Genomic DNA, 14,923 nt, shown 5'->3' with positions numbered 1-14,923 from the left:
GACGCCCTCACCGCGCGAGCGCGACGATCCGGACGTATCCGGATGGACCCGTCCGGGTCGCGCGCCACGCGTGCGCGGACACCGAGGAGGAACCCCATGGCCAAGAAGACGCACGAGACGCACAACACGCCCAGGACGCACGGGGCGTACGGGAAGTACAGAAGGAACGCGCTGCGCCTCGCCCTCGCCTGCGTGCTGGCGCTCGGTCTGACCGGCCTGGCCCAGGCGGGCGGGGCGTCGGGGAACCGGGCGTCGGCCGACGCCCGGGAACCGGCCTGCCCGCCGCCCGGCGGCGGGTCCTGCTACTTCGAGTACTACGACGCCAACGGGTTCCGCACCATCGAGTTCGACCCCGAGGTCGGCCGCTGCTACAACACGTCCTCGACCGGCGCCGTCCGTGGCACGAACGAGACCAACCGCACGGTCCACCTCTGGCCCACAAGCAACTGCTCCGGCGGCGCCACCGCGCTGGTCTCCCCGGGTCTGTCCTGGAACGACCCGTCCCACCACTACTACTCGTTCCGCCCGATCCGCTGACCCCGGGCCGGATCGGGCCCGACGCCTGAACCTAGGCCCCCGGCACCGGGGGCCTGGGGGAGGACGCGCCCTCAGTGCGCGATCGAGTCGATGAGCTCCCGCGCGCCCTGGCGCAGCAGCGTCACCGCCACGGACGTGCCGAGCGTCGCCGGGTCGAGCGGGCCCGCCCACTCGTGGGCGTTGAGGACCCGCTTGCCGTCGGGCGTGAAGACCCGTGCCCGCAGCGAAAGCTCCCCGCTCGCCTCGCAGCGGGCGTACCCGGCGATCGGCGAGTTGCAGTGCCCCTGGAGCACGTGCAGGAACATCCGCTCCGCCGTGGCCTCGCGCCACGCGTCGCGGTCCCCGAGCCCGCTCACCGCGTCGATGGTCGTCACGTCGTCCTCACGGCACTGGAGCGCGAGGATCCCGGCGCCGATCGGCGGGCACATCGTCTCCACCGAAAGGACCTCCGAGACCAGGTGCATCGAGTCGATGCGCTCCAGGCCGGACACGGCGAGCAGCAGGGCGTCGGCCTCGCCCGCGGCGAGCTTCTGCAGCCGCTTGCCCGCGTTGCCGCGCATCGGCACGCACGTCAGATGCGGGTGGGACGCGGAGAGCTGGGCGATGCGGCGCACCGACGACGTGCCGATGCGCGCGCCCTGCGGCAGTTCGTCGAGAGTGAGCCCGTCCGGGTGGATCAGGGCGTCCCGGATGTCGTCGCGCTTCAGGAACGCGGCGAACGTGGTGCCCTGCGGCAGCGGCCGGTCCGCGGGCACGTCCTTCACGCAGTGCACCGCCAGATCCGCCGCACCGGCAAGGAGCGCTGCGTCGACCTCCTTGGTGAACGCGCCCTTCCCGCCGAGCTCCGACAGATCACCCATCCAGCGGTCCCCGGACGTCGTCACGGGCAGGACCTCGGTACGGATGCCGGGGTGCAGGGCGGCCAGTTCGGTGCGTACGCGCTCCACCTGGGCCAGGGCCATGGGCGAGGAGCGGGAGACGATGCGGATCAGCTCGGGAGCGGACATGGCGTACACCATAGGCCCTTTCGAGCACGCTCCCGGCACCGGTCCCTCGGCCAACTGGGCTACGGCGGGAAGGGGTTGACGGACCGGCGCCGCGGTGCTCACGGCGTGCGCGCCGACGCGGGTGCTTCTAGCGTGAACAGCGGCCCCGGACCTCCCGGTCGGCCCGCCCCACGGGAGGCCCCATGACCAGGCCCGAGACGGCCGAGCGCGCACCGATCGAGCTCGCCCCGATGGCACCCGCCCACGCGCCCGAGGTCCTCGCGCTCGGCCAGCGCGTCTACGACACGACCGTGAAGCCGTACACGTCCTGGTCGCTTTCGGCGGTCGCCGGGCACCTGGACGCCGACGCGCCCGCCTGCTGGGTCGCGCTGGACGGCGGCGCGCTCGCCGGGTTCGTCCTCGGGTCCATGGGCTTCGACCAGCGCGCGGACTGGGGGAACCTGGAGTGGATCGCGACGGCGCCCGCGCACCAGGGCCGCGGCGTCGCGAGCCGCCTGGTCAAGGCCTGCTGCGCCACGCTCACCGAGGCGGGCGCCAGCGCCGTCGTCACGGACGTGGAGTCCCGCAACACGGCCTCGGCCGCGCTGATGCGGCGCAACGGATTCACCGAGAGCGTGACGGTGACGCTGTTCGTGCGCGAGGCGTGAGCGGCTTCCGCCGTCGAGCCCTGACCGCGCCCCTGCCGTGTGCGCCCGCTCAGTCACCGCCGCACGCCCCCGGTTCGAGCGGCGGCGCCGACACCGCCACATGGGACTTGCAGTGCGGCTTGTTGCCCGCGTCGGCGTGCCAGTCCGCGGGCCGCGGCCGCACGAAGGCCACCGCCGCCGCGGCCGCCAGGACGAACAGGCCCGCGCAGCCCCACGCCGCCTTGTGGAACGCCGTGTCCAGGGCGCCCGCGTCCGTGTACGCGGTGCCCGTCAGGCCCACCGCGAGCGGCAGCGCGGCGACGACGAGGAGCTGGGCGATGCGCGCGGCGGTGTTGTTGACGCCGCTGGCGAGCCCGGCGCGGGACGCGTCCACCGAAGCGAGCACCGTCGCCGTCAGGGGCGCCACGAACACGCTCATGCCCACGCCCAGGACGACGACCGCGGGCAGCACATCGGCGGCGTAGGAGGATCCGGGGCCGATCCGCAGCATCAACAGCACCCCGGCGGCCGCGATGAGCGGGCCCGCGACCAGGGGCGGACGGGGGCCGAGCCGCCGGGCCAGGTCGCCCGCCCAGGCCGAGAGGAGCAGCATCAGGACGGTGATGGGCAGTGTCGCCGTGCCCGCCTGCAGCGCGTCGTAGCCGAGGGTCGTCTGCAACTGCACCGGCAGCAGGAACAGGATGCCGCCGATGGCGGCGTACAGACACAGCGTCATGACGTTCGCCGCCGAGAACAGGCCCGAGCGGAACAGTTCCAGGGGCAGCATCGGGTCGCGCCGCCGGTGCTCGACCACCAGGAAGGCGGCGCCCGCGGCGACCCCCACGAGGCCGGGGAGCACGCTCGTGGCGAACGACGCGTCGCCGGACGCGCCGATCAGCGAGAAGCTCACGCCCGCGAGGAACAGCGCGCCGAGCACCGCGCCCGGCACGTCGAAGCCGCTCGCGGCGGCGCCCTCGTCGCGGCTCTCCGGCACGTGCCGGGCCGCGAAGAGGACCACCGCGGCCAGCGGCACGTTGATGAGGAAGATCCACCGCCAGCCGGGCCCGTCGATCAGCCAGCCGCCGAGGAAGGGACCGACCGCCCCTGCCACCCCGCCGAGCCCCGACCAGGCGCCCACCGCCTTGGCCTGGTCGCGCGAGCGGAACGCGGACCGCACCAGGGCGAGCGAACCGGGGGTGAGCAGCGCGCCGCCCACGCCTTGCAGGGCCCGTGCCGCGATGAGGGTGCCCGCGTCCTGCGCGAGGCCGCACAGCGCGGACGCGAGCGCGAACCACACCACGCCGATGACGAGCGTGCGCCGCCGTCCGATCCGGTCGCCGAGGGCGCCGCCGAGCAGCAGCAGCGCCGACAGCGTGAGCATGTAGGCGTTGACCACCCACTGGAGCGAGGAGATCGACGCGTCCAGGTCGCGGCCGAGCGTCGGCAGGGCCACGTTCACGACCGTGCCGTCGAGCAGGGCCATGCCGGAGGCGAGGACCGCGCAGGCCAGGACCCAGCGGCCCCGCGCCGAGGCCAGGACCACACCGCCGCCGTCGCCTGGCGCCGCCGTCATCGCTCACCGCCCTCCCGGTCCGGTCCGCGGGCGCCGCTCACATGTGGACGGCGCCGGTGCCGTCGCCGAGGTGGCTGTCGGCGGGGCGCCCCTTGCGGTACAGCGCGAACGTCACGACGAGACCGACGCCGAAGAAGAGCGCCGACCACCAGTACGCCGTCTCGTAGCTCTGGATCTGCGCCTCGGCCCGCACCTGGGGCGTCGGCCGCTTCCCCGACAGATAGTGCGTGGCGGCGCTGGTGGCAAGCGTGTTGAGCAGGGCCGTGCCGATGGAACCGCCCACCTGCTGGGTGGTGTTGACCATCGCGGAGGCCACTCCCGCGTCATGGGCGGCGACGCCCGCCGTCGCCATGCTCATCGCCGGGGCGAAGATCAGGCCGAGCCCGAGTCCCATGATGAGCAGGGGCGGCAGGACGTGCCCGGCGTACCCGCTGTCCGTGCCGAGCGCCGTCAGCCAGACCATGCTCACGCCCGACAGGCCCATGCCGAGCGGCACGATCGGGCGCGCGCCGAACTTCGGCACGAGCACGTTGGTGGTCAGGACCGACACCACCACCATGACCGCGACCAGCGGCAGGAACGCGAGCCCCGTCTTGATCGGTGAGTAGCCGAGGATCTGCTGCAGGTAGTACGTCAGGAACAGGAACACGCCGAACATGCCCGCGCCGGAGATGAACATCGCGAGGAACGACGCCCCGCGGTCCCGGTCGAGGACCACCCTGAGCGGCAGCAGGGGGTGCGTCGCGCGCGTCTGCCACCAGGCGAACAGCGCGACGAGGACGACACCGATGAGCAGGAACCCCCAGACCATCCAGTCGCCCCAGGCGTGCGTCTCGGCGTTGGAGAAGCCGTAGACGATGCAGAACAGGCCCGCGGACACGAGGAGCGTGCCCGGCACGTCGAGCTTGGGCCGGTCCGGCGGCGCCCCCGGGTGCAGCAGGCGCGCACCGCCGATCATCGCGACCGCGGCGAAGGCGAGGTTCACGTACAGGCACCAGCGCCAGTCCAGATACTCCGTCAGGACGCCGCCGAGCAGCAGGCCCACCGCGGCGCCCGAGCCCGCGACGGCGCCGTAGATCCCGAACGCCTTGGCGCGCTCGCGCGGATCGGTGAACGTGGTGGTGAGCAGGGACAGGGCGGCGGGCGCGAGGAGCGCGCCGAACACGCCCTGCAGCGCGCGGGCGACGACCAGCATGGTGAAGCTGGTGGCGGCGCCGCCGAGCGCGGACGCGAGGGCGAACCCGGCGAGCCCGGCGATGAAGACGGCCTTGCGGCCCACCAGGTCCGCGATGCGCCCGCCGAGCAGCAGCAGGCTGCCGAACGCGAGCGCGTACGCGGTGATGATCCACTGCCGGTTGCCGTCGGTGAAGCCGAGGTCGGCCTGCGCGGACGGGAGCGCGATGTTCACGATCGTCGCGTCCAGGACCACCATGAGCTGGGCGATGGCGATGACCGCGAGGATCAGCCAGCGGTGCTCGTGCCGGCCGCCCGCGTGGTGCGCGGCGTGCCCCGGGGGCGGGGCGGCGGCCTGCTCCGCCGTCGTGGGCGAAGGGGCCGGCGTGTCCCGCGGCGCGGGCTCGGGGCCGGGTGTGCGGTCCATGGCGACCTCCAGACCCCCCGCCTCGAAAGACACCCCCGTCACACGCTAAGCGCCCGGCTCACGCGCCGCGACCGGGGCCGAAGGGCGCCTCACTCCTCGGCGAAGGCCTGCGCGACGGCGAGCGAGTCCTCGTAGACGTGGCGGCGCGTGACCTGGCCGCCCTCGACGGTCAGGTGCGGCGCGAACCGGGCCCGGTAGGCGCGCCCGGTGGTCCGGGCGGTCTGCCGGATCTCGCCGAGGACGACCGCGTGCTCGCCGTCGACGAGGATCCGCTCGACCTGGGTGTCGACCCGCTCCGGCACGTGGTGGGCGCCGAGCTCGCCGTAGTGCGCGGCGGCGTCAGTCCACGTCGATGACCTCCGGGGCAAGGGCGTCGGCCGACGTCTCACGCGGTGCGGGCACCGGCTCCCGGCGGCGGGTAAGGCCGCCCGCGAAGGCGGCGATCGGCTCGGCGAAGCGCGCGGTCAGCGGGCCGATCACCACCAGGATCAGGACGTACGCCGTCGCCAGCGGGCCGAGCGAGGGCTCGATGCCCGCGGAGACCGCGAGCCCGGCGATCACGATGGAGAACTCGCCGCGCGCCACGAGCGTGCCGCCCGCGCGCCAGCGGCCCTTCACGGAGATGCCCGCGCGGCGCGCCGCCCAGTACCCGGTGGCGACCTTCGTGCAGGCGGTGACGGCGGCGAGCGCGAGCGCGGGAAGCAGCACCGGCGGGATGCTCGCCGGGTCGGTGTGCAGGCCGAAGAAGACGAAGAACACGGCGGCGAACAGGTCGCGCAGCGGTGCGAGCAGCGTGTGCGCGCCCTCGGCGGCCTCGCCCGAGAGCGCGATCCCGACGAGGAACGCGCCGACGGCGGCGGACACCTGCAGCTGCTGCGCGATGCCCGCGACGAGGATCGTCAGGCCAAGGACGACGAGGAGCAGCTTCTCGGGGTCGTCGCTGGACACGAACCGCGAGATCAGACGCCCGTAGCGGACCGCGACGAACAGCACGAGGCTGGCCGCGCCGAGCGCGATCGCGAGCGTCACGCTGCCCGCGGCCCAGCCGACTCCGGCCAGCAGGGCGGTGATGATGGGCAGGTACACCGCCATGGCGAGGTCCTCGAGGACCAGGATGCTCAGGATCACCGGGGTCTCCCGGTTGCCGAGCCGCCCCAGGTCGCCGAGGACCTTGGCGATGACGCCCGAGGACGAGATCCAGGTGACACCGGCGAGCACGATCGCCGCGACCGGGCCCCACCCCATCAGGAGCGCGGCGGCCGCGCCGGGCACCGCGTTGAGCGCGCAGTCGACGAGCCCCGCCGGGTACTGCGTCTTGAGGTTGCTGACGAGATCGCTGGCCGTGTACTCCAGGCCGAGCATGAGCAGCAGCAGGATGACGCCGATCTCGGCACCTATGGCGACGAACTCCTCGCTGGCCCCGAGCGGCAGCACGCCGCCGGTGCCGAAGGCGAGCCCGGCGAGGAGGTAGAGCGGGATGGGGGAGAACTTCAGGCGCCCGGCGACGCGCCCGAGCAGCCCGAGCGCGAGGATGATCGCGCCGAACTCGATCAGCAGGACAGCGGAGTGCACGCGCTCACTCCCGGCCGAGTATTGCGGCGGCGCTCTCCACGCCCTCGCGGGTGCCGATCACGATGAGGGTGTCCCCGCCCGCGAGCCGGAAGTCCGGCGCGGGCGAGGGAATGGCGTCGGCCCGGCGCAGCACCGCCACGACCGACGCGCCGGTCTCGGTGCGAAGGCGGGTCTCGCCGAGCAGCCGCCCGTTCCAGTGGGAGGATCCGGCGACCTCGATCCGCTCGGCCACCAGACCCAGGTCGGTGGTGTGCAGCAGGGAGGAGCACCGCGGGGCGGGCAGCAGCGCGTCCGCGAGCGCGGCCGCGTCGTCGGCGGTCAGCCGCAGCGACAGCGCGCACGCGTCCGGGTCGTCGGACCGGTAGGCGCTGAGCGTGCGCCCGCCCTCCCGGTGCGCCACGACGGACACCCGCCGTTGTTCCCGTGTGGTGAGGTCATAGCGCGTGCCGATCCCGGGCAGGGGGGTTCGGCTCAATCGAGTTGCGGACACAGCTCTCCCTTGGTGCTGATGGGCGTCTTCGTGTTCATGCCACCCTATCGGTCCAGATTTTGCCGGTACTTGGTGGTGTGTGAGCGGGGGTGGTACTAGCTTCCTTCGCTCGCGTCCGGCGGGTGAGCGTGGCCGTGCCGCGTCCGGCGCGGGTGCCGTGCCCGCGCTCACGCGTCGGCGGACACCACGCTGCCGTACGGCTCCGCCGCCACCACAAGCACGCCCCCCTCCCCGCCGACCGGCAGCGAGGCCCGCCGGATCAGCGGTTCCCACTCCTGCGGCCAGGCCGTCGCGGCGTCCCACCGGATGCCCTGGAGACGTACGCCGTCGAGCCGCGCGTCCCGCAGATCGGCGCCCACGAAGTCCGTGCAGGCGCGCTCCACGTCCGCCACCGCGCGCCCCAGGGCGAGGGCCTGGCCGTGCGCGTCGGCCAGGTCGTCGACGAGGTCCTGCGCCACGATGTCGGCGCCGAGCGGCCGCCCGGACAGGCCCGCGTCGTCGTCCGCGAGCAGCGGGGCGAGCTCCTCGCCGAGCAGCAGCCGCACCTCCCGTACGGCGCTGAGGAGCTGTTCGGCGCCGGGCGCGAGGAACTCCTCCACGGCGGCCAGGTAGTCACGGCCGATCACGGGGGCGGGGCGGCGGCGCGGCGTCGGCGGCAGCCGCACCTGCGCGAGCCGCGCGTCGAGCCGCCGCACGGCCTGTGCCGCGCCGACGGGCGGCACGTCGGCGTCCAGGAGGTCGGCGACGCGCTGCACCTCGCGCACGGCGGCCCGCAGCGACTCCACCAGGTCCGCCGGGCCGACGGCCCGGGCGATCTCCAGGGCCTCCAAGCGGTACTTGAGCCGCACGGACGCGGGGCGCCGCATCAGCGCGTTGCCCGCGGGCGGGTCGGACTCCAGGGCCGCCCGTGACCCCTCGGGGGCCCGCGCCTCGCGGGTGAGCCGTTCGCCGACCGCGATTCCGGTCCTCCGGTAGGCGAGGGCCAGCATGCGGTCCAGGGCGAGGTCGGGGTCGCGGAGCTCCGGCGGGCCGCCCTGGGCGGCGAGCCGGTCGTGGATGGCGACGCCGATGCGCAGGTGTGCGGCGGCCAGCAGGCTGTCCAGCCCGTCCAGTGCGTCCGGCCCGTTTCGTCCGTCCGGCGCGTCCCGTTCGGGTGTGGCGGCCCGCGTCCCGTCGCGGCTCATCGCCGCGTTCCCTGTACGGCGGCGACCCGGCCGCCCTCCAGGCCGAGGCCCGCCCGCAGCGCGGCCCGCGCCCGGGCCAGGTTCTGCCGGACGGCGGCCTGCGTCGTGCCCATCGCGCGGGCGCTCTCCAGCGTGGTGAAGCCGTCCAGGTGCCAGGCCATGGCCGCCCGCTGCTTGGCGGGAAGGCGCAGCAGCAGCGCGGTGACGCGGCGGGCCTCCTCGTCGAGCTCCGCCGCGTGCGCGGGCGTCTGCCACCGCACCAGCACGCGCGGCTCTGGCGGCTCCGCGCAGCTGTCCTCGGGCCGGACCTGCTGGGTCACCCACGAGCGCCAGGCCACGGTGCGCAGCCACGCCTTGGGGTGGCGGATGGACACGCCGGGCGCGCACATCTGCGTGAAGGCGTCCTGCGCGGCGTCCTGCGCCTCGTTCCACGACGCGCCGTGCAGCAGCAGGAACCGCACCAGGGCCGGGTACTCGGTCTCGTGCAGTTCCTCGGCGAGCTCCCGGCCCGGCAGCGCGGCGGCCTCGGCCTCCAGCGGCCGGGGCGGGCTCAGCTCAGCGCTCGCGGCTTCCTCCACGGCGGCCACCCCCGATCGCGGGCGCGACCGCGAACCGGCCGCGCCACCGGCGGTCCCCACTCGCGTCACCGCCTACGACACCCACGTACCCGGTCGCCACCGCCCTGGCCCCCACAGGATCCACGCGCGCCACCCCTTCTCGTCCGCGCACCGCCCAGGCGAGCGGCGCTTCTCGCACAACAGTGGTGTTGTAGCGGCGAGTTGTGACATGGCGCTGGTCAATCGGAACGCCGGGCGGACACGAACGCGGCGCCCCGGTTTCCCGGTGCGCCGCGTTCTTCCTGAGGGCCGGACGTCAGGCGGGCCGCGCCGAGTCGGCGATGTCGCCGACCTTGGTCACCGCGGTGGTCGCGTCGGCCCCCTCCAGCTTGCCCGACGCCTCGTCGACCGTGCCCGCGAGCGCGTCCACCTCGTCGAGCGGATTCTTGACGGTCTTGTTGCCGGCGACAGAGGTGTCCAGCAACTGCTGCCCGCCGCCCAGCGGATCGGCGGCGACGGCGGGAGAGACGGCCCCGAGGGCCAGCGCGACCCCGACGGCACCGACGGCGGCCTTGGCGAACTTCACGATCGATCTTCCTTCCCGGCAGCGGCGGCCCGCGGAACACGACGGTCGCGACCGTCGGGGCGTCGGAGGTCGGACGCTCATCTCGCCCTGCCGCACGGCGTAACAGCCCCTCGGCCGCAAAGGTGACCGCCGGTCACCCGGATGGCCGCGTCACGCGGTCGCGGTGCGGTAGTCGCTGATCTCGTACAGCGCCTCGTCGTCGAGCGCGTCCTTGTCGTGGTCGAGGACGATCCGGACCGGGTGCCCGTCCGGCGCGTACGTGGCCTTGGCCGTGTCCGCGTCGTCGCGCCGCGCCTGCCTCATCTCCTCAAGCAGCTCGCCGATGGTGGGGACATGGCGGGGCAGCTTCCTCACGACGCGGCGCCCGCTGTCGTCGAGGCCGACCGCCTTGGTCACCTTTCCGTCCCGGACCGTCACGCGGAAGGTGCCGATCAGCGGCCGCTCGCCCTGGCCCGACGCGAGCGTGTACGCGTACGAGGAGGGCTCCTTCCAGGCCTTCTCGCTCTGCTCCGTGGCGGGCAGGGGCTTGGCGTTCGCGGTTCCCGACCCCGATGACTCGTCGCCGCACGCGGAGAGCGCGCAGAGCGCGCCCGCGGCCAGCACGGCGAGGGCCAGGGAGCGGGTACGGGCGGGGTGTGCGGTGGTCATCTCGGGCCCTTCGACGGCGGCGGCCCGCGGCGGACGTCCGCGGGGCGTTCGCTCCTGTCACGCGGGAAGGCCCTGTTTCGTTCGCGAGTCGCCCGAGCCGGGCCCGAAGCGGGCGGCTACTGGCGGTGGTTACGGGTGGTGGTTACGGGTGGTAGAGGGCCCGGGCGTGCGCCATGTCGCCCTCGTCGACGGGCCGCCCCTCGTCGAGAGGCAGGAAATACGCCACCTGCCATGCCTGCGTGGCGCGTGCCTGACGGCTGGCCGCGGTCACCCACGGCGGGTAGACGCGGAACCCCCGCTTTCCGGCCGAGCCGCCGCGGGACATGATCCCGCGCTCGCACAGCACCTCGCGGGAGAACACGAACTGCCCGAAGCGGCCGCCGCTGTCGCGGCTGCTGATGACGACGAGGTCGATCCCGTCGTCGGCGTCGAAGGGCCGGATCGGCCCTGCGGCGGACCGCCGCCACACGGTGACGAACTGTCCCGCCTTCGTCGGGGTGGTCTTGGCCACGCGGAACCTGACCGCGAGCCCGTCGAGCGTGAACGCGTGCGCCGCGTACTCGGCGCTCTCCGGTTCCGGCACCGGCTGTGAGCAGGCGAAGCCGCCCGGGTCGTACACCGCCGCTTTCGCCGCCAGTAGGTCGCGGTGGAGCCCTGTCCACGGCTGGTTCATCGCCATCGCGTCATCCTGACATCCCGCCGTCACGCCCACTGTCGGGCCCCGGTGCGGGCGCGGTGCGGGCGCGGTGCGGGCGCGGTGCGTCGGCCGATGCGAATCCGGTCAATTCTCTGGCGCGATGGCACTGTTCGGGGGCGGAAGGTGGATCAGGGCCCCGGGCTGGTTAGGATCACGACGTGGTTACGGCTTGGTCACTCCGGCGCGTCGCGCGGGTCCGTGTGTCCGCGGGTCCGCCGCTTCGGCTGCTGGCCCTCGCCGTGCTGCTGTTCTCCGTGGCCCTGGCGCACGGCGCGAGCCCCGAGAACGCCGGAGGGCACCTGGCCACCAGCGCGGTGACGGCGTCGGACGCCCCCCAACAGGCCACCGAAGCCCTGGCGGCGCTCGCCACGACCGACGACCGGCACGGCGACCACGCCCCGGCGCACCCCAGCGAGCAGTGCGCCTCCGGGCAGCCCGTCCCGGCGTCCGCCGTGACCGCGGTCTGCCTGGCCGTGTCGGTCGGCCAGCCGCACGCGCCCGCCCGCGCACCCGTCGGTCGCGGATCCGGTGAGCCCACGCACGGGAGCGCGTCACCAGCCGCCGTCAAGTCATCCGTGGTGCAACAGGTCTAGGAAGCGGCGCGCGGCAGCACCCCCTGCCCGCCTGGTCCACCCCCCGGATTCCCCCACCCGAGTCACTCCGACTCCCATCCGTCGTCGCCCCCTGCCCGGCCGCCCCGCCGCCGGGCCACCAGGGAGGCGTACGACCGGAGGACCTGTGCCGCTTTCCTCCCCTTCCTCCTCTTCCTCCCCTTCCTCTCTTTCCCCCCATTTCTTCCTCAGGCCCGCCCACTTCGTACGCGCCTGCCTGCTGGCCGTGATGGTGCTGTGCGCCGTCGTGCACGGACCGCTGGACGAGAACCACGGCTCGGCCCCGGCCGCCACCACCGTCGGGGCGGCCGCCCCGACGGCCCCGGACGCCGCACCCCACCAGCCCCACGAGCACCACGGATCCGAGGAGTGCGCACCGGACGGCCCCCTGCGCACCCCCGCCGCCCCGACGACGGAACTCCCGCCCGCCCCGGCGGGTGCCGTCACCGCCGCCGGGGCCCTCGCGCTCCCGTGGCGGCCCCGCCGCCGCACGGCACATCGGCGCAGAAGAGCGCGCCCGGGCCGTACCGCTCTCGCCCGCACCGCCCGCTGGCGGATCTAGACCGCTCGCCCGCAGCCGCGCCACCGGCTGCCGCGCACACGGCCCCGAGACCGGACGAGAGGTCCGCCACGGAGTCGCGGCGCGCGACGCATCCGTACCACGCACCCGTCGAGCGAGAGCGAAAGAGACGCAGCCAACGATGCACGCGAACCCGCAGTCACACACGAACCCGCAGTCACACACGAATTCTCAGCCCCACACGAACGCACAGCCCCACACAAACCCGCAGTCCCGCACGAACTCGCAGCCCCACACGGCCCCGCAGCCTCAGCAGAACACCGCCCTGACGCACCCCACCGCCGAGATCCCCGAGCGCGCCGCGCTGTCCGCGCTCGTGGGGGACACGCCGCTGCTGCGCGTGTCCGAGCCGCTCGCCCCGGCGGGGCGCGGGTTCTGGGCCAAGCTGGAGGGCTTCAACCCCGGTGGCATCAAGGACCGCCCCGGCCTGCACATGGTGGAGCGGGCCCGGGCCCGCGGCGACCTCAAGCCCGGCTGCCGCGTGATCGAGTCCACCAGCGGCACCCTCGGCCTCGGCCTCGCCCTGGCGGGCATGGTGCACGGCCACCCCGTCACCCTGGTCACCGACCCCGGCCTGGAGACGTCGATGACGCGCCTGCTCACCGCGTACGGCGCCCAGGTCGACATCGTCACGGAGCCGCACCCGACCGGCGGCTGGCAGCAGGCCCGCCGCGACCGCGTCACCGAGCTCCTGGCCGCCCACCCGGGCTCCTGGTGCCCGGACCAGTACAACAACCCCGACAACACCCGCGCGTACACCCCGCTGGCCCTCGAACTCGCCGCCCAGCTCGGCCACATCGACGTGCTCGTGTGCAGCGTCGGCACCGGCGGCCACTCCGCGGGCGTCGGCCGGGTGCTGCGCCAGCTCTACCCGGACATCGGCATCGTCGGCGTCGACACCATCGGCTCGACCATCTTCGGCCAGCCCGCCCGCAGCCGCCTCATGCGCGGCCTCGGCTCCAGCATCTACCCGCGCAACGTCGCCTACGACACCTTCCGCGAAGTCCACTGGGTCGCCCCGCACGAGGCGGTGTGGACCTGCCGGCGCCTCGCGGCGTCGCACTACGCCACCGGCGGCTGGAGCGTCGGCGCCGTCGCGCTCGTCGCGGGCTGGCTCGCGCGCACCCTGCCCGCCGACACCCGCATCGCCGCGGTCTTCCCGGACGGGCCGCAGCGCTACCTCAGCACCGTGTACGACGACGAGTACTGCGCCCGCCACGGCCTGCTCGACACCCCGCCAGCGGCGGAACCCGAGGTCATCGGGCGCGCAGACGAGAAGGAAGTGCACCGCTGGACCCGCTGCGCCGACGTCGTCGACCCGCTGGCTTTCGCCGACCTCGCCACCAGCGCCGACACGGAGGCCGGCCGGTGAGGAGCACGTTCGTCCAGTTGCGGTCCTACGACCGCAGTGTCCAGCTGCTGATGGTCAACCAGTTCACCATCAACCTCGGCTTCTACATGCTGATGCCCTATCTGGCCGCCCATCTGTCCGGGACGCTCGGCCTCGCGGGCTGGCTCGTCGGACTCGTCCTCGGCGTGCGGAACTTCAGCCAGCAGGGCATGTTCCTCATCGGCGGCACCCTCGCCGACCGGCTCGGCTACAAGCCCCTGATCGTCGCCGGATGCGTCCTTCGCACCGTCGGCTTCGCCACGCTCGGCCTGGTGGAGTCGCTGCCCGCGCTGCTCGCCGCGTCGGCGGCGACCGGCCTCGCGGGCGCCCTGTTCAACCCGGCCGTGCGGGCCTACCTCGCCGCGGACGCCGGGGAGCGCAGGGTGGAGGCGTTCGCCCTGTTCAACGTCTTCTACCAGGCCGGGATCCTGCTGGGCCCGCTCGTGGGCATGGTGCTCACCGGGGTCGACTTCCGCGTCACCTGCCTGGTGTCCGCGGGGATCTTCGCGCTGCTCTCCGTGGTGCAGATCAGGGCGCTGCCCGCGCGCGGCGCCAAGGCCGAGCGCGGCGAGCGGCAGAAGGTCCTCGCGCAGTGGCGCGGCATCCTCGCCAACCGGGCGTTCCTGCTGTTCGCCACCGCCATGATCGGCTCGTACGTCCTGTCGTTCCAGGTCTATCTGGCGCTGCCGCTGGACGTGCGCAGGGTCGGCGGCGAGGGGCAGACCGGCACCGTGGCGGTCGCCGTGCTTTTCGCGGTCAGCGGGCTGAGCACCATCGTCGGCCAGACCCGGGTCACCGCGTGGTGCAAGGCCCGCTACGAGCCAGGCCAGGCGCTGGTGCGCGGGCTCGCGGTCATGGGCCTCGCCTTCGTGCCGCTGCTCCTGGCCAGCGGGCTGCCGGTGCCGGATCCCGGCCCCGGACGGTGGCTGCTCGCCGCGGTGCCGCCGACGCTCGCGGCGCTGCTCCTGGCCGTCGGCACGATGATCGCCTACCCCTTCGAGATGGACACCATCGTCCGCCTCAGCGGCGACCGCCTCGTCGCCACCCACTACGGCCTCTACAACACCGTGTGCGGGGTCGGCATCACGCTCGGGAACCTGCTCACCGGCGCCGCCCTGGACGCCGCCCGCGACGCGGGCCTTCCCGGCCTCCCCTGGGCCGCGCTGCTCGCGCTCGGCCTCGCCTGCGCGGCGGCGCTCCACGGCCTGCACCGTACTGGCCGGTTGGCACCGCCCGCGCCGCGGCCCGCGGCGGCCTGACCCACT

16 protein-coding genes and 1 pseudogene are annotated in these 14,923 nt (G+C 74.2%); 6 read left to right on the top strand and 11 right to left on the bottom strand.

The genetic code is table 11. The annotated features are described in order from the left end of the window. Nucleotides 1-96 precede the first annotated feature (96 nt). Nucleotides 97-537 carry a hypothetical protein gene (locus AC07A4_RS13840; RefSeq protein ID WP_478597267.1) on the top strand — a complete coding sequence of 147 codons (441 nt, stop codon included), beginning with the start codon at nucleotides 97-99 and terminating at the stop codon, nucleotides 535-537. Between the two features lie 71 nt (nucleotides 538-608). Here the strand turns inward: AC07A4_RS13840 and hemC are convergent, their stop codons facing one another. Continuing rightward, the gene (gene hemC / locus AC07A4_RS13835) at nucleotides 609-1,544 is read right to left on the bottom strand and encodes a hydroxymethylbilane synthase (protein ID WP_478597264.1); all 936 of its coding nucleotides are present in this window, start codon (nucleotides 1,542-1,544) and stop codon (nucleotides 609-611) included. Between the two features lie 182 nt (nucleotides 1,545-1,726). On the opposite strand from hemC, the gene AC07A4_RS13830 reads away from it, so the two are divergent. After that, complete coding sequence (locus AC07A4_RS13830; protein ID WP_478597261.1) at nucleotides 1,727-2,191, top strand: GNAT family N-acetyltransferase; 465 nt, start codon at nucleotides 1,727-1,729, stop codon at nucleotides 2,189-2,191. A 49-nt stretch (nucleotides 2,192-2,240) separates the two neighbouring features. Here AC07A4_RS13830 and AC07A4_RS13825 read toward each other — a convergent pair whose 3' ends face one another. From AC07A4_RS13825 to AC07A4_RS13780, 10 genes and pseudogenes are all read right to left on the bottom strand, one after another. Beyond that, nucleotides 2,241-3,743 carry an MFS transporter gene (locus tag AC07A4_RS13825; RefSeq protein WP_478597259.1) on the bottom strand — a complete coding sequence of 501 codons (1,503 nt, stop codon included), beginning with the start codon at nucleotides 3,741-3,743 and terminating at the stop codon, nucleotides 2,241-2,243. A 37-nt stretch (nucleotides 3,744-3,780) separates the two neighbouring features. After that, the gene (locus tag AC07A4_RS13820; protein ID WP_478597257.1) at nucleotides 3,781-5,343 is read right to left on the bottom strand and encodes an MFS transporter; all 1,563 of its coding nucleotides are present in this window, start codon (nucleotides 5,341-5,343) and stop codon (nucleotides 3,781-3,783) included. Between the two features lie 89 nt (nucleotides 5,344-5,432). Next, nucleotides 5,433-5,726 (bottom strand): annotated as a pseudogene (locus tag AC07A4_RS13815) (nuclear transport factor 2 family protein); the annotation flags it as partial. Continuing rightward, nucleotides 5,683-6,915: a cation:proton antiporter gene (locus AC07A4_RS13810; protein WP_478597254.1), complete on the bottom strand. Its 1,233-nt coding sequence runs from the start codon at nucleotides 6,913-6,915 to the stop codon at nucleotides 5,683-5,685. The gene AC07A4_RS13810 and the pseudogene AC07A4_RS13815, both read right to left, overlap by 44 nt. 4 nt (nucleotides 6,916-6,919) lie before the next feature. Beyond that, nucleotides 6,920-7,405, bottom strand: a complete 486-nt coding sequence (locus AC07A4_RS13805) for a cation:proton antiporter regulatory subunit (RefSeq protein WP_478597251.1) — start codon at nucleotides 7,403-7,405, stop codon at nucleotides 6,920-6,922. A 167-nt stretch (nucleotides 7,406-7,572) separates the two neighbouring features. Further along, the gene (locus AC07A4_RS13800; RefSeq protein WP_478597249.1) at nucleotides 7,573-8,589 is read right to left on the bottom strand and encodes a hypothetical protein; all 1,017 of its coding nucleotides are present in this window, start codon (nucleotides 8,587-8,589) and stop codon (nucleotides 7,573-7,575) included. After that, entirely contained in the window at nucleotides 8,586-9,167 is a 582-nt protein-coding gene (locus AC07A4_RS13795) for an RNA polymerase sigma factor (protein WP_478597247.1), read from the bottom strand. Before AC07A4_RS13795 ends, AC07A4_RS13800 begins: the two co-directional genes overlap by 4 nt. Nucleotides 9,168-9,462: 295 nt before the next feature. Then, entirely contained in the window at nucleotides 9,463-9,732 is a 270-nt protein-coding gene (locus AC07A4_RS13790) for a hypothetical protein (protein ID WP_478597245.1), read from the bottom strand. Between the two features lie 150 nt (nucleotides 9,733-9,882). Further along, nucleotides 9,883-10,380, bottom strand: a complete 498-nt coding sequence (locus tag AC07A4_RS13785) for a DUF6174 domain-containing protein (protein WP_478597242.1) — start codon at nucleotides 10,378-10,380, stop codon at nucleotides 9,883-9,885. A gap of 142 nt (nucleotides 10,381-10,522) precedes the next feature. After that, nucleotides 10,523-11,059 carry a MepB family protein gene (locus AC07A4_RS13780; protein WP_478597239.1) on the bottom strand — a complete coding sequence of 179 codons (537 nt, stop codon included), beginning with the start codon at nucleotides 11,057-11,059 and terminating at the stop codon, nucleotides 10,523-10,525. A gap of 176 nt (nucleotides 11,060-11,235) precedes the next feature. Here AC07A4_RS13780 and AC07A4_RS13775 point away from each other — a divergent pair, with 176 nt between their 5' ends. From AC07A4_RS13775 to AC07A4_RS13760, 4 genes are all read left to right on the top strand, one after another. Beyond that, on the top strand, nucleotides 11,236-11,670 hold the full coding sequence (locus tag AC07A4_RS13775) for a hypothetical protein (RefSeq protein ID WP_478597237.1): 435 nt from the start codon (nucleotides 11,236-11,238) through the stop codon (nucleotides 11,668-11,670). Between the two features lie 265 nt (nucleotides 11,671-11,935). Continuing rightward, complete coding sequence (locus tag AC07A4_RS13770; protein ID WP_478597234.1) at nucleotides 11,936-12,250, top strand: hypothetical protein; 315 nt, start codon at nucleotides 11,936-11,938, stop codon at nucleotides 12,248-12,250. A gap of 322 nt (nucleotides 12,251-12,572) precedes the next feature. Then, complete coding sequence (locus AC07A4_RS13765) at nucleotides 12,573-13,640, top strand: PLP-dependent cysteine synthase family protein (protein ID WP_478597526.1); 1,068 nt, start codon at nucleotides 12,573-12,575, stop codon at nucleotides 13,638-13,640. A 50-nt stretch (nucleotides 13,641-13,690) separates the two neighbouring features. After that, a complete protein-coding gene (locus tag AC07A4_RS13760) occupies nucleotides 13,691-14,917 on the top strand; it encodes an MFS transporter (RefSeq protein ID WP_478597523.1) in 1,227 nt (408 codons plus the stop codon). Nucleotides 14,918-14,923 lie beyond the last annotated feature (6 nt).

The sequence above is a fragment of the Streptomyces sp. NPDC043996 genome (assembly GCF_056435225.1).
Note: the sequence above shows the minus strand (reverse complement) of the source record. Positions and strands in the feature narration are given on the sequence as shown.